This window comes from Georgenia sp. H159, assembly GCF_035607575.1.
GTDB lineage: Bacteria > Actinomycetota > Actinomycetes > Actinomycetales > Actinomycetaceae > Oceanitalea.
Genome location: NZ_JAYDZY010000013.1, coordinates 51,287 through 64,658, shown reverse-complemented (window position 1 = coordinate 64,658; position 13,372 = coordinate 51,287). Strand labels below are relative to the sequence as shown.

12 protein-coding genes are annotated in these 13,372 nt (G+C 74.4%); all 12 read left to right on the top strand.

Features of this window, described 5'->3' with window-relative positions:
* The first annotated feature begins 74 nt into the window (after positions 1-74).
* The gene (locus tag VR894_RS16150; protein ID WP_324653182.1) at positions 75-449 is read left to right on the top strand and encodes a DUF3040 domain-containing protein; all 375 of its coding nucleotides are present in this window, start codon (positions 75-77) and stop codon (positions 447-449) included.
* A gap of 377 nt (positions 450-826) precedes the next feature.
* The gene (gene mraZ, locus VR894_RS16145) at positions 827-1,258 is read left to right on the top strand and encodes a division/cell wall cluster transcriptional repressor MraZ (RefSeq protein WP_324653180.1); all 432 of its coding nucleotides are present in this window, start codon (positions 827-829) and stop codon (positions 1,256-1,258) included.
* A gap of 164 nt (positions 1,259-1,422) precedes the next feature.
* On the top strand, positions 1,423-2,424 hold the full coding sequence (gene rsmH / locus VR894_RS16140; protein ID WP_324653178.1) for a 16S rRNA (cytosine(1402)-N(4))-methyltransferase RsmH: 1,002 nt from the start codon (positions 1,423-1,425) through the stop codon (positions 2,422-2,424).
* Positions 2,421-2,804, top strand: a complete 384-nt coding sequence (locus VR894_RS16135; RefSeq protein ID WP_324653177.1) for a hypothetical protein — start codon at positions 2,421-2,423, stop codon at positions 2,802-2,804. The genes rsmH and VR894_RS16135 overlap by 4 nt, the downstream gene beginning before the upstream one ends.
* Positions 2,801-4,552, top strand: a complete 1,752-nt coding sequence (locus VR894_RS16130; protein WP_324653175.1) for a penicillin-binding protein 2 — start codon at positions 2,801-2,803, stop codon at positions 4,550-4,552. Before VR894_RS16135 ends, VR894_RS16130 begins: the two co-directional genes overlap by 4 nt.
* A gap of 64 nt (positions 4,553-4,616) precedes the next feature.
* Entirely contained in the window at positions 4,617-6,014 is a 1,398-nt protein-coding gene (locus VR894_RS16125; protein ID WP_324653174.1) for a UDP-N-acetylmuramoyl-tripeptide--D-alanyl-D-alanine ligase, read from the top strand.
* On the top strand, positions 6,008-7,102 hold the full coding sequence (gene mraY, locus VR894_RS16120; RefSeq protein ID WP_324653172.1) for a phospho-N-acetylmuramoyl-pentapeptide-transferase: 1,095 nt from the start codon (positions 6,008-6,010) through the stop codon (positions 7,100-7,102). The genes VR894_RS16125 and mraY overlap by 7 nt, the downstream gene beginning before the upstream one ends.
* Positions 7,099-8,550, top strand: coding sequence for a UDP-N-acetylmuramoyl-L-alanine--D-glutamate ligase (gene murD / locus VR894_RS16115; RefSeq protein ID WP_324653170.1), 1,452 nt, complete (start codon positions 7,099-7,101; stop codon positions 8,548-8,550). The genes mraY and murD overlap by 4 nt, the downstream gene beginning before the upstream one ends.
* Entirely contained in the window at positions 8,547-9,827 is a 1,281-nt protein-coding gene (ftsW, locus tag VR894_RS16110; RefSeq protein WP_324653168.1) for a putative lipid II flippase FtsW, read from the top strand. Before murD ends, ftsW begins: the two co-directional genes overlap by 4 nt.
* Positions 9,820-10,935, top strand: coding sequence for an undecaprenyldiphospho-muramoylpentapeptide beta-N-acetylglucosaminyltransferase (gene murG, locus VR894_RS16105; protein WP_416380857.1), 1,116 nt, complete (start codon positions 9,820-9,822; stop codon positions 10,933-10,935). The genes ftsW and murG overlap by 8 nt, the downstream gene beginning before the upstream one ends.
* Complete coding sequence (gene murC, locus VR894_RS16100; protein WP_324653166.1) at positions 10,932-12,302, top strand: UDP-N-acetylmuramate--L-alanine ligase; 1,371 nt, start codon at positions 10,932-10,934, stop codon at positions 12,300-12,302. Before murG ends, murC begins: the two co-directional genes overlap by 4 nt.
* Complete coding sequence (locus VR894_RS16095; RefSeq protein WP_324653165.1) at positions 12,299-13,237, top strand: cell division protein FtsQ/DivIB; 939 nt, start codon at positions 12,299-12,301, stop codon at positions 13,235-13,237. The genes murC and VR894_RS16095 overlap by 4 nt, the downstream gene beginning before the upstream one ends.
* The last annotated feature ends 135 nt before the right edge of the window (positions 13,238-13,372 follow it).

Below are 13,372 nucleotides of genomic sequence, written 5' to 3'. Positions count from 1 at the left end.
CCCGGACGCGTCGGAGACCTAAACTTGTCGTAGTCGCCCTCGAGGTAGGGCACCGTGACCGGATCGGAGGACCGATGCCTCTTTCTGAGTATGAGCAACGGGTGCTCAGCCAGATGGAGCAGCAGCTCCGCTCCGACCCGCGGCTGGTGAGCACCTTCACCTCCGAGCAGCGCTACTCCGGGCGGCGCCTGGCGCTCGGAGCTCTTCTTGTCCTCGCCGGTCTCGGCATGCTCGTCGGAGGCGTCGCCGCCTCCCTCGTGTGGCTGGGCGTCCTGGGCTTCATCGCGATGCTCGGCGGGGTCATGCTGGCGATCTCCAAGCCGCGCGGTGCCGTCGCCCGGCCCGCCGCCCCGGGGAAGAAGGCCCGCCCGGCAGGCCGCCGGGACGCCGGGTTCATGCAGCGCCTCGAGAACCGCTGGGACCGCCGCCGCGACGACCGCGGCCGCTGACACCGACCATCGTGAGGGGTTCGGGTCCTGACAGGACCCGAACCCCTCACGTCGTTCCCGGAAGCGTCGGGGCCGCGACGTAGCGCCCCTCGCCCCACCGGTCTGCGCCTCCACATCGCTCCACCGGGCGCCTCCACATCGCTCCACCCCGCGGCTCCGTGCTCGCCTCCGGCCGTGCGGCGCGGGGAACGCCGGCGTGACGACGCGCCGGTGCGCCCGGTCGCGGAAAATCCCTCCACTTCTCCCCACCGCTGCTGACCTGCAGTGATAGCCACATCACAGCGCTGACGGGCCTCTTCTGTCGTTGACGGGGGAGGGAAGTGGAGTAATGTGGGGCGCAATGGCGGTCTGTGGTTCGGCGAAGGGTGGTGGGCTGCGTGTTCCTCGGCACCTACCACCCGCGTCTGGACGACAAGGGCCGCCTCATCCTCCCGGCGAAGTTCCGTGACCAGCTCGCCGGGGGCCTCGTCCTCACCAAGGGGCAGGAGCGCTGCCTGGCGGCCTACCCGATGCGTGAGTTCGAGGAGATCCACGAGCAGCTGCGCAAGGCGCCCATCACCGACCGCCGCGTGCGCGACTACTCTCGCGTCCTCCTCGCCGGCGCCACCGACGAGCAGCCGGACAAGCAGGGCCGCATCACCATCCCCCCTCACCTGCGGACGTACGCCGGGCTCGAGCGGGACCTCGCCGTCATCGGCACCGGGTCCCGGGTCGAGATCTGGTCGGCCGCTGCGTGGGAGGACTACCTCACCGCCTCCGAGGACGCCTTCGCCGACACGGCCGAGGAGGTGGTCCCCGGACTCTTCTGACGACGGCCCGACCCCGCACGGCGAGGTCTCTCACCGCGACTCTGGCGCACTTCCCCGGCGCCAGAGCCCGGCGGCGAGAGTCCTGGTCGGGTGGTGGAGGGCCCCCCGACCGCCCCAGTGGCAGCAAGCCCGACGACAGCACCGACGGACGAGGAGGTGAGGACATGAGCGACGACCGCAGCACGGCCGAGCGCCACGTTCCCGTGCTCGCCGAGCGGTGCCTCGACCTCCTCGCCCCCGCCGTCGAACGGCCCGGTGCGGTGCTCGTCGACGCAACGCTCGGGATGGGCGGGCACAGCGAGCTCGTCCTGCGCCGCTTCCCGGAGCTGCGGGTCATCGGCATCGACCGGGACCCGCAGGCCATCGAGCTCGCCGGAGCACGCCTCGCCGCCTTCGGTGACCGCTTCACCGCCGTCCACTCCGTGTACGACGACGTCGACCACGTCGTCGCCACGCACGCTCCCGGGGGAGTGGAGGGGATCCTCATGGACCTCGGCGTCTCCTCCCTCCAGCTCGACGAGGCGGAGCGGGGGTTCGCCTACGCGCAGGACGCCCCCCTCGACATGCGGATGGACCCCTCCACCGGGACCAGCGCCGCCGAGCTCCTCGCCACCGCCCCCGTCGAGGAGCTGCGCCGCATCCTGCGCGACTACGGCGAGGAGCGGTTCGCCGGCCGCGTCGCCACCGCCATCGTGCGCCGTCGGGAACGGCAGCCGTTCACGCGCACGTCGGACCTCGTCGAGGTCGTCCGCGCCGCCATTCCCGCGGCGACCCGCCGGACCGGGGGGAACCCCGCGAAGCGGACCTTCCAGGCACTGCGCATCGCGGTCAACGACGAGCTCGCGGTCCTCGAACGGGCACTGCCCAGGGCGCTGGAGTCACTCGTCGTCCACGGCCGGATCGTCGTCCTGGCCTACCACTCGCTCGAGGACCGCGCGGTCAAGCGGGCACTGGCCCGGGGCGCGACCTCCTCGGCACCGCCGGACTTCCCGGTCGAGCCGGAGACCCACCGGCCCTACCTGCGCCTCCTCACCCGCGGGTCCGAGGAGGCCGACGACGAGGAGCGCGCCACCAACCCGCGCGCCACCTCCGTGCGGCTGCGCGCCGCCGAACGCACGAGACCGACCCCCGACCACATGCGACCAGGAGCAAGGAGCGCCGCATGAGCGCGATGCCCGCCCGCACCGCCGCCGCCGAACCGCGCCGGTCCTGGCGCCCGAGACTCCAGGTGGTGCGCAGTCCGGCCCCGGCCCGGTCCCTCGTCCCCTACCTGCTGCTGTGCGCGACGATCCTCCTCGGCTCGCTCGTCGCGGCCCTGGTCATCAACACCCAGATGGCCGTGGACGCCTACGCGATCCAGGACAGCCAGCGCACGCTCAACCGGCTGCTCGAGACCGAGACCTCCCTGGTGCAGGACGTCGAGCAGGCCGGCTCGCCCGCCGTCCTCCAGCGCCGCGCCGAGGAGCTGGGGATGGAACGCGCCGAGCGGGTCGACTTCGTCTCGCTGCGGGAGGGCAGGATCCTGGGCGGGAGTGAGGAGGAGTGAGCTCCCGCACCCTCGTCCGGCGCCACAACGCCGTCCTCGTCATCATCCTGGCGATCGCCATCGTCTTCGCCGGTCGCCTCGTCTACGTCCAGGCCCTCGAGGGCCCGCGGCTCGCCGAGGACGCCCTCAACGGCCGCCTGTGGCACTCCACCCTCCAGGCCTCCCGCGGGGACATCCTCGACGCCAACGGCGAGGTGCTGGCCACCTCCGTCCAGCGCTACAACGTCGGCGTCAACCAGGTGAAGGTGCGCGACTTCGTCGCGGAGGTCGACGGCGAGGAGAAGCAGGGGGCCGTGGCGGCCGCTGCGCTGCTCGCCCCGCTGCTGGGTCGCGACGCGGCCGAGCTCGGTGCCGAGATGGTCGGCGACTCGACGTTCGTCTACATCGCCCGTGGCCTCACCCCCGAGGAGTGGCGGGAGGTCGCCGCGCTGCGCATCCCCGGCGTCGAACCGGAGCCGACCACCGAGCGCATCTACCCGAACGGCAACACGGCCGGCAACATCCTCGGTTACGTCGGCCGCGACGGCGAGGGTCTCGCCGGGCTGGAGCTCACCCTGGAGGACCAGCTGCGCGGGGTCCCGGGCAGCAGCGTCGTCGAGGTCGGCCTGCACGGCCAGTCCATCCCCACCGGGCTCCGGGAGATGACGCCGGCCGAGCCGGGGGACACCATCCACACGACGATCGACCGCGACATCCAGTTCCGTGCGCAGGAGGTCATCGACGAGACGGTCGACACGTTCGACGCCGCCTGGGGCGCGATGGTGGTCCAGGAGATCAGCACCGGGCGTCTCCTCGCCATCGCCGACTCCGACGCCGTCGACCCGAACAACTACCAGGCCACCCCGCCCGAGAACCGCGGCTCCCGGGCCGTCCAGGCGGCCTACGAGAACGGCTCCACCGGCAAGCTGCCGACCTTCGCCGCCGCGATCGACCTCGGCGCGGTGACGCCGACGACGACCTTCACCACGCCCGACCGCATCACGACACCGTCCGGGCAGACCTTCTCCGACGCCGACCCCCACGCCACCGAGCAGATGACGGTCGCCGGGATCCTCGCCACCTCCTCCAACACCGGCACCGTCCTCATCGGTGACCGGATCAGCGACGAGCAGCGGTACGAGTACTTCCGGGCCTTCGGGATGGGCGAGCGGACCGGCATCGAGCTGCCCGGCGAGAGCCCCGGCATGCTCGAGGCCCCCGAGGCGTGGGACGGACGACAGCGGTACACCACGATGTTCGGCCAGGGGCTGGCCGTCAACCTCCTCCAGAACACCTCGATCGCCGCCACGCTCGGCAACGGCGGTGTCCACCTGCCACCGCGGCTGATCGACGGGACGACCGACGCCGCGGGGCGCTACCACGCCGTGGAGAGCCCGGAGGGCTCGCGCGTCGTCAGCGAGGACACCGCCGACCAGATGGTCACGATGATGGAGGGGGTCGTCACCCAGGAGGGCACCGGCGTGCTCGGCCAGCTCGACGGCTACCGGCTCGCGGGCAAGACCGGCACCGCGCAGGTCCCCGACGCCAACGGCAACCTCACCCGGACGGTGGCCAACTTCGTCGGCGTCGCGCCGGCCGAGGACCCCCAGTTCGCCGTGGGCATCGTCGTCTACCACCCGGGTCACCAGGCGCCGTCGTCGATCATCGCTGCCCCGGCCTTCAAGAAGATCGCCGGGTTCACGCTCCAGCACATGGGCATCGCGCCGTCGATGACGCCAGCGTCACTCTTCCCGATGCGGGCAGAGTGAGCGCGCTGCGGATAGATTGTCCCGACGTGACTTCCGACGACCAGCGCCCCCGGTGGGGGCAGCCGTGATCCAGCTGACCGTTGCCCAGCTCGCCCGGGCAGTGGGTGGCCGCCCGGTGAACGTGGACCCCCAGCTCCTCATCACCGGCGGGGTCGTCACCGACTCCAGGCTCGCCGGCCCCGGCGCCGTGTTCGTCGCGGTCCGGGGGGAGCGGACCGACGGTCACGAGCACGCCGAGGCGGCGGCCGCCGCCGGCGCGGCCCTCGTCGTCGCCGAGCGGCCCGTCGAGGCGCCCCACGTCCTCGTCGAGGACTCCGTCGTCGCGCTGGGGGAGCTGGCCCGGGAGGTGCTCGCCCGGCTGCGCGCGGAGGGCTCGCTGCGTGTCGTCGGGCTCACCGGCTCGGTCGGCAAGACGACGACGAAGGACGTCCTCGCCCAGGTGCTCGCCCAGGCGGGGCCCACGGTCGCCCCCCGTGAGTCCTTCAACAACGAGATCGGCCTGCCGCTCACCGTGCTGTCGGCCACTCGGGAGACCCGGTACCTCGTCCTGGAGATGGGGGCGAGCGGCCCCGGACACATCGACTACCTCACCCGCATCGCACCGCTCGACGTCGCCGTCGTCCTCGTCGTCGGGCACGCCCACATGGGCGGGTTCGGCACCATCGACGCCGTCGCGCGGGCCAAGGCCGAGATCGTCGCCGGCCTGCGAGCGGGTGGCACGGCCGTGCTCAACGCCGACGACGCCCGGGTGGCCGCGATGGCACCGGCCGCGCCCGGGACGGTCACCTACTTCGGCCGCGGCGAGGACGCCGACGTCCGGGCCACCGACGTCACCCTCGACGAGGAGGCGCGGCCCTCGTTCATGCTGCACACCGACGCCTCGGGCGTGCGCGCGCGTCACGACGTCCACCTCGCCCTGCACGGCGAGCACCAGGTGTCCAACGCGCTGGCCGTCGCCGGGGCCGCCCTCGCGCTCGGGCTCGACGCCGGCGCCGTGGCCGAGGCCCTGGGGAGCGCGCAGCGGGTCAGCGCCCACCGCATGGCCGTGACCCACCGGCCCGACGGCGTCGTCGTCGTCGACGACGCGTACAACGCCAACCCCGACTCGATGGGCGCCGCGCTCCGCGCCGTCGCCGCGATGCCCGCGCGGCGGCGGATCGCCGTCGTCGGGGAGATGCTCGAGCTCGGGGAGGAGGCGGAGCGCGCCCACGAGGACGTCGGACGCCTCGCCGCGGAGCTCGGGATCGACGTGCTCGTCGCCCCGGGCCCGACCGGGGAGCAGGTGCGACGCGGAGCGGCGGGAGGCCCGCACACGCACTGCCCCGCCGACGTCGACGCCGCCGCGGCCCTCCTCGGTGAGCTCCTCCAGGAGGGTGACCTCGTGCTGCTCAAGGGCTCCAACGGCTCGGGCGTGTGGCGCCTGGCCGAGCGCCTCACCGAGAGTGGTGGCGCCGCGTGGTGACCGTCCTTGTCGCGGGGGCGACCGCCCTCGTCGTCGCCCTGTTCGGCACCCCGCTGTTCATCCGCTTCCTCACCAGACGCAACTACGGCCAGTTCATCCGCCAGGACGGACCCACCGCGCACTACACCAAGCGCGGGACACCGACCATGGGCGGGGTCGTCATCATCCTTGCGACCCTCATCGGGTACGCCGTCTCCAACCTCACCGCGGGACGGACGCCGAACGCCTCCGGGCTGCTCCTCCTCTTCCTCATCGTGGGGCTGGGCGTCATCGGGTTCGCCGACGACTACATCAAGATCAGCCGGCAACGGTCGCTGGGCCTGCGGGCCCGCTGGAAGATCATCGGCCAGGCGTTCGTCGGCATCACCTTCGCGGTCCTCGCGCTGCAGTTCCCCAACGAGAACTTCCGCACGCCCGGCTCGACCCACGTCTCCGTCGTGCGCGACACCTCGATCGACCTCGCCTTCGCCGGCACGTTCCTCGGCCTCGTGCTGTTCATCCTGTGGGCCAACTTCCTCATCACGGCGTGGTCCAACGCGGTCAACCTCACCGACGGCCTCGACGGACTGGCCACCGGCGCCTCCGCCATGGTGTTCGCCGCCTACACCGTCATCGCCATGTGGCAGTCCAACCAGAACTGCCAGTTCCTCTCCGACCCGAGCGCCGCGTGGTCCGCCTGCTACGAGGTCCGCGACCCGCGCGACCTCTCGCTCATCGGTGCCGCGCTCATCGGCGCCTGCCTCGGCTTCCTGTGGTGGAACGCCTCCCCGGCGCAGATCTTCATGGGCGACACCGGCTCCCTCGCCCTGGGCGGCGCGATCGCCGGCTTCTCGATCCTCACCCACACCCAGTTCCTCGCCATCGTCATCGGTGGCCTGTTCGTCATCATCGTCATGAGCGACGTCATCCAGATCGGCTTCTTCAAGGCGACCGGCAAACGCGTCTTCCGGATGGCCCCGCTCCACCACCACTTCGAGCTCGGTGGCTGGGGAGAGGTGACGATCGTCATCCGCTTCTGGCTCATCGCCGCGCTGTGCGTGGCCCTGGGACTGGGCCTGTTCTACGCGGAGTGGGTGACGGCGGCGTGAGCGCGCTGGCGGACGCCCGCGTCGTCGTCGTCGGCCTCGGCACGTCCGGGCGCGCCGCCGCGGAGGTCCTGCGCACCCTCGGGTCGCGGGTGCTGGGCGTCGACCGCAGCGAGGCCGCCGTCGACGCGGCGCGCGCCGAGCTGGGCACCGGCGTCGAGCTGGTGTCGGCGCCGGACGAGGAGGCCCTCGCGGAGGCGGTCCTGTCCGCCGGCGCCGACCTCGCCGTCGTGTCCCCGGGCGTCCCGGCGGGCTCCCCGCTCCTCACCCGGGCGGCCGCCGTCGGTCTGCCGTGCTGGAGCGAGGTCGAGCTCGCCTGGCAGGTGCAGCGCACGGCGACGACGGCGCCGGTTCCCTGGCTCACGATCACCGGCACCAACGGCAAGACGACGACGGTGGGCATGCTCAGCTCCATCCTCACCGCCGCCGGGCTCCGGGCCCCGGCCGTCGGCAACGTCGGCACCCCGGTCGTCAGCGTCGTCGCCGACGGCGGGGTCGACGCGCTCGCCGTCGAGCTGTCCAGCTTCCAGCTCCACCTCACCCACAGCGTCGCGCCCGAGGCCTCCGTGTGCCTCAACCTGGCACCGGACCACCTCGACTGGCACGGCTCGTTCGCCGCCTACCGTGCCGCCAAGGCCACCGTCTACGCACGCACCCGCCGCGCCTGCGTGTACACCGATGCCGTGACCCGGGCGATGGTCGAGGAGGCCGACGTCGCGGACGGGGCCCGCGCCGTCGGCACCGTGCTCGGCACGCCGGCGGTGGGTGAGCTCGGCATCGTCGAGGACGTCCTGTGCGACCGCGCCTTCGAGCCGAGCCGGCAGACCGCCGCGGCGGAGCTCGCCACACTCGGTGACCTCGCCCACCTCGCACCCGGGGGTCAGGTCCCCGCGCACGTCGTCGCCGACGCCCTCGCCGCCGCCGCCCTCGCCCGCGCGCACGGCGTCCCCGCAGCCGCTGTCCAGGCCGGCTTGCGGGCCTACGACGGCGGGCGGCACCGGATCGAGGCCGTCGCCACCCGCGGGGGAGTGACGTGGGTGGACGACTCCAAGGCCACCAACGCCCACGCCGCCCGCGCGAGCCTCGGTGCGCTGCCCACCGGGCGGGGCGTGTGGATCGCCGGTGGACTGGCCAAGGGCGCCCGCTTCGAGGACCTCGTCCGGGACGTGGCCGACCGGCTGCACGCCGTCGTCCTCATCGGGGTGGACCGTGCCCCCCTGCGCGAGGCACTTGCACGACACGCACCCGATGTTCCCCTCACCGAGGTCGACACTGGTGACACTGGGGACGTGATGACCCACGCCGTCGCCGCGGCCGCCCGGCTCGCCCGTCCGGGCGACACGGTGCTGCTCGCGCCCGCGTGCGCGTCGATGGACCAGTTCGCGAGCTACGCGGCCCGCGGTGACGCGTTCGCGGCCGCGGTCCGCGAGCTGCCCGGGGACCCGGCGTGACCGCCGTGCAGCCGGGACGCCGGGCGCGTGCCGCCGCGCCTGCACTCCCGCGCGGCGGCAGTGGCACCATGCGGACCGGCGCCCGGGACGCCGCCGTCCCCCGCGGGCCCGCGGTGCTCAGCTACTACCTGGTCGGAGGGGCGGCACTCCTGCTGCTCGCCATCGGCGTCGTCATGGTGCTCTCCGCCTCCTCGATCACCTCGATCCGGGAGACCGGGAGCCCGTGGGGCTACTTCCTGGACCAGGCGAAGTTCGCCCTCGTCGGCATCCCCGCGATGGTCGTCGCCAGCCGGGTGCCCGTCGTGTGGTACCGGCGGCTCGCGTGGCCCGCCCTCGGCCTCGGGCTGATCCTCCAGGCACTGATCTTCACGCCGCTGGCGCGCGGCGAGAAGGGCAACACCAACTGGATCTACATCCCGGGACTGGGGCAGACGATCCAGCCCTCGGAGTTCCTCAAGCTCGCCCTGGCGGTGTGGCTCGGGCTCGTCCTCGCCCGCAAGGCGCACCTGCTCGGCCAGTGGCAGCACGTCCTCGTGCCCGGGCTCGTCGTGGCCGCCGTCGCCATCGGCCTCGTCCTCGGCGGCCGGGACCTGGGGACGGCGCTGGTCGTCGCGGCGGTCGTCGCCGGCGCGATGTTCGTCGCGGGGGTGCCGCTGCGCTGGTTCGGCGCCGCCCTCGTCGGGGGCGCCGCCGCCGTCTCCTTCCTCGTCATCAGCTCACCCAACCGGCTCCAGCGGGTCACCGCCGTCTTCGGCGGGGACTGCGACGAGACCGCCGCGTGCTACCAGACCCTCCACGGGCTCTACGGGCTGGGCACCGGAGGGATCTCGGGTGTCGGCCTGGGGGCCTCGCGCGAGAAGTGGGCCTACCTGCCCGAGGCCCACAACGACTACATCTTCGCGATCCTCGGTGAGGAGCTCGGCCTGCTCGGGACGTTGCTCGTGCTGGGCCTCTTCGCGGTCCTGGCCACCGGCATGTTCCGCATCGTGCGGCGCCACCCCGACCCCTTCGTCAAGATCGCGACCGGCGCCATCGGCGCGTGGATCCTGGGCCAGGCGCTCATCAACATCGGCGTCGTCATCGGCTTCCTCCCGGTCATCGGTGTCCCGCTGCCGCTCGTCTCCGCCGGTGGGTCCGCGCTCATCGCCACCCTGCTCGCGATGGGCGTCGTGCTCGCGTTCGCCCGCGACGAGCCCGGCGCGGCCGCCGGGCTGCGCGCGCGGAGGGGCGCGGTGCGCCGCTCGCTGGCGGTGGTGGGCGGACGCGGCCGTGGCTGAGCTGCGCGCCCTGCTCGCCGGTGGCGGCACCGCCGGCCACGTCAACCCGCTCCTCGCCACCGCCACCGAGCTCGCGGCCCTGCCCGGCGGCGCGGAGCTCACCGTGCTCGGGACCGCCGAGGGCCTGGAGGCCCGTCTCGTCCCCGAGGCCGGGCTGCCCCTGCGCATCGTGCCGCGCGTGCCGCTGCCGCGACGTCCCACACCGGAGCTGCTGCGGCTGCCCGGACGGCTCCGCTCGGCCGTGCGCGCCGCGAGCCGGGCGATCACCGACTCCCGGGCGCAGGTCGTCGTCGGGTTCGGCGGCTACGTCGCCACCCCCGCCTACCTCGCGGCCCGGCGCCTCGGCGTGCCCGTCGTCATCCACGAGCAGAACGCCCGCCCGGGGATCGCCAACCGGCTGGGTGCCCGCTGGGCGCGGTCCGTCGCCGTCACCTTCCCGGGGACCCCGCTGCCCGGCGCCACGCTCACCGGGCTGCCGCTGCGGGCCGCCATCGCCGAGCTCGTGGCCGAACGGGCCGCGGACGCCGCGGGCCGGCGCCGGGCCGGCGCCGCCGCGCTCGGTCTGGACCCGCAGCGCACCACGCTGCTCGTCACCGGGGGGTCCCTCGGCGCGCAGCGCATCAACGCCGCGGTGTCCGCCGGTGCCGCCGCGCTCGACGCCGCGGGCATCCAGGTCCTCCACCTCACCGGTCAGGGCAAGGACGAGCCGGTCCGCGCGGCAGCCGCCGGCCTCGACGGCTACCACGTGCGCCCCTACCTCGACGACATGGCCAGTGCCTACGCCGCGGCGGACCTCGTCCTCGCCCGCTCGGGGGCGGGCACGGTGAGCGAGCTCGCGGCGCTCGGCCTGGGCGCCGTGTACGTCCCGCTGCCCATCGGCAACGGCGAGCAGCGCCGCAACGCCGCGGACGTCGTCGCGGCCGGCGGCGGGCTCCTCGTCGACGACGCCGACCTCACACCGGACTACGTCACCGGCCCCCTCCTCGACCTCCTCGGCGACGGCGCCCGCCTCACCGCCATGTCGCGCTCCGCGGCGGCTGCCGGCATCCGGGACGGCGCCGCGCGGCTCGCCGAGCTCGTCGTCCGCGCCGCGGGGGAGCGACCATGAGCCGCTACCACCTCATCGGCATCGGGGGAGCCGGCATGGCGCCGGTCGCCGAGCTGCTCGCCGCGCGCGGCCTGACGGTCTCCGGGTCCGACGCCCGGGCGAGCGCGGCGCTCGAGCGCCTCCGGTCCCTGGGCGTCCCCGCGCACGTCGGGCACGACGCGGACCACGTGCCGGCGGACGCGACCGTCGTCGTCTCGACCGCGGTGCGGGAGGACAACCCCGAGCTGCGACGTGCCCGCGAGCTCGGCCTGCCGGTGATCCACCGCTCCGAGGCGCTCGTCGTCGCCGCCGGTGAGCAGGACTTCGTCGCCGTCGCCGGCGCGCACGGCAAGACGACGACGTCGGCGATGCTCGCCGTCGCGCTCACCGAGGCGGGTGCCGACCCGAGCTACGCCATCGGCGGCTCGGTGGCGGGCCTGGGCACCGGTGCGCACCTCGGCACCGGGCGCGCGTTCGTCGCGGAGGCGGACGAGTCCGACGGCTCCTTCCTCAACTACCGGCCCGCCGTCGCCGTCGTGACGAACGTCGAGCCGGACCACCTCGACCACTACGGCTCGCGCGCGGCCTTCGAGCAGGCCTTCGTCGACTTCGCCGCGCGCGTCACCGGTCTGCTCGTCGTCTGCGCCGACGACGACGGCGCCCTGCGCCTGGCGCGGCAGGTGGCACCCGAGGTGCGGGTCCTCACCTACGGCACGGGCTCCGCGCCCGGACTCGGCGAGGGTCACGTGCGTGTCACCGGGCTCACCGTCGGTGCGCGGGGCGCTTCGGCGCTCCTCGAGCACCCCGGACTCGCCGCGCCGGTGCGCCTGGAGCTCGCGGTCACCGGCGCCCACAACGTCCGCAACGCCACCGCGGCGTGGTGCGCCGGGGTGGCGCTCGGGACCGACCCGCACGTGCTGGCGTCCGCCCTGGGCGCCTTCCGCGGGACCGGCCGCCGCTTCGAGTCGCACGGGGAGGCCGCGGGCGTCCGCGTCGTCGACGACTACGCCCACCACCCGACGGAGGTTGCCGCCACGCTCGCCGCGGCCCGTCTGGCGGCCGGTGACGGGCGCGTCGTCGTCCTCTTCCAGCCCCACCTGTACTCCCGGACGCAGACCTTCGCCGCCGAGTTCGCCGCGGCGCTCGGTGCCGCGGACGAGGTCGTCGTCACCGACGTGTACGCCGCACGGGAGGACCCGGTCGACGGCGTCGACGGCTCGCTCATCACCGAGCGGATGTCCGGGGCGCGGTACGTCGCCGACAGGCAGGCCGCGGCGGCCGAGGTCGCGGCGATCGCCCGTCCCGGCGACCTCGTCCTCACCATGGGCGCCGGGGACGTCACCGAGCTCGCGCCCCGCATCCTGGAGCTGCTGGCGGGGTCGGCGTGAGGCCCCCGACGGCGCCGCGCGGGCCACGGCGCACCCCGGGGCCGCTTCCGGAGGAACGGCGCGACGAGCCGGACCGCACCCCCGCCGAGCAGACCACGCCCGGCCAGCTCGCCGCCCCGGTCGAGCCGGCCGCGACACCGCCGTCCGCCGGCCGTGGCCGGTGGCTGCCCGTCGGTCCGTCCCGGGCGCAGACCGCGGCGGACCCCGGCTTCGTCGAGCGGCTGGCGGAGCGCACCAGGGCACGGCGCCGCCTCGCCTGGCGCAAGGTGCTCGTCGTCGTCGCCGCGCTCGCCGTGCTCGGCGGTGCGGCGTGGGCCGTGCTCGTCTCCCCGCTGTTCGCCCTCGACATGGAGGACGTCACCGTCTCCGGGGTGGGGGAGGGCACGACCGTCCCGCGTGACGAGGTCGTGGCGCTCGTCGAGGAGCGGGTCGGCACGCCGCTTCCCCGTCTCGACACCGGCGCGCTCACCGAGCAGCTGACGGCGATCACGACCGTCCGCTCGGCACAGGTGTCCCGCTCGTGGCCGAACGGGCTCGCCGTCGACGTGGTCGCCCGCGTCCCGGTGGCGGCCGCGACCTCGGAGGACGGCCTCGTGCTGCTCGACGTCGACGGCGTCGTCGTCGGCTCGGTCCCCGAGGCCCCGGAGGGCCTGCCGCGCGTCACGGTGCCGCTGTCGGGGGAGCGCGCCGGGGAGACGCTCGCGGCGGTGCTCACGGTCCTGGCCGAGCTGCCCGCCGACCTGCGCGCCCAGGTCGCGACCGCGGGCGCGAGCAACCCCGCCTCGATCACCCTCGAGCTCACCGACGGTGCCGAGGTGCGCTGGGGTGCGGTGGAGGAGTCGGCGCTCAAGGCGTCGGTCCTCGCGGTGCTCAGGGAGCGCGAGGCGCGCGTCTACGACCTCACCGTCCCCCGAGCGCCGACGATCTCCCACTGACCCGCGCGCCACCCGTGCACCGTGGAGCACACGCGGCGCCCCCCGGCCGGGAACGGACGCGCGACACACCCGTGTCGGTCGTTGCCGGGCGGCCCGCCGGGACCTAGCGTTCCGGGTGCCAGAACGTGACATAAG

What these genes read in the sequence shown, in the direction of transcription:
- VR894_RS16150 (WP_324653182.1), top strand. Translation starts at nt 75, where the DNA reads ATGCCTCTTTCTGAGTATGAGCAACGGGTGCTCAGCCAGATGGAGCAG.
- rsmH (WP_324653178.1), top strand. Translation starts at nt 1,423, where the DNA reads ATGAGCGACGACCGCAGCACGGCCGAGCGCCACGTTCCCGTGCTCGCC.
- VR894_RS16135 (WP_324653177.1), top strand. Translation starts at nt 2,421, where the DNA reads ATGAGCGCGATGCCCGCCCGCACCGCCGCCGCCGAACCGCGCCGGTCC.
- murC (WP_324653166.1), top strand. Translation starts at nt 10,932, where the DNA reads ATGAGCCGCTACCACCTCATCGGCATCGGGGGAGCCGGCATGGCGCCG.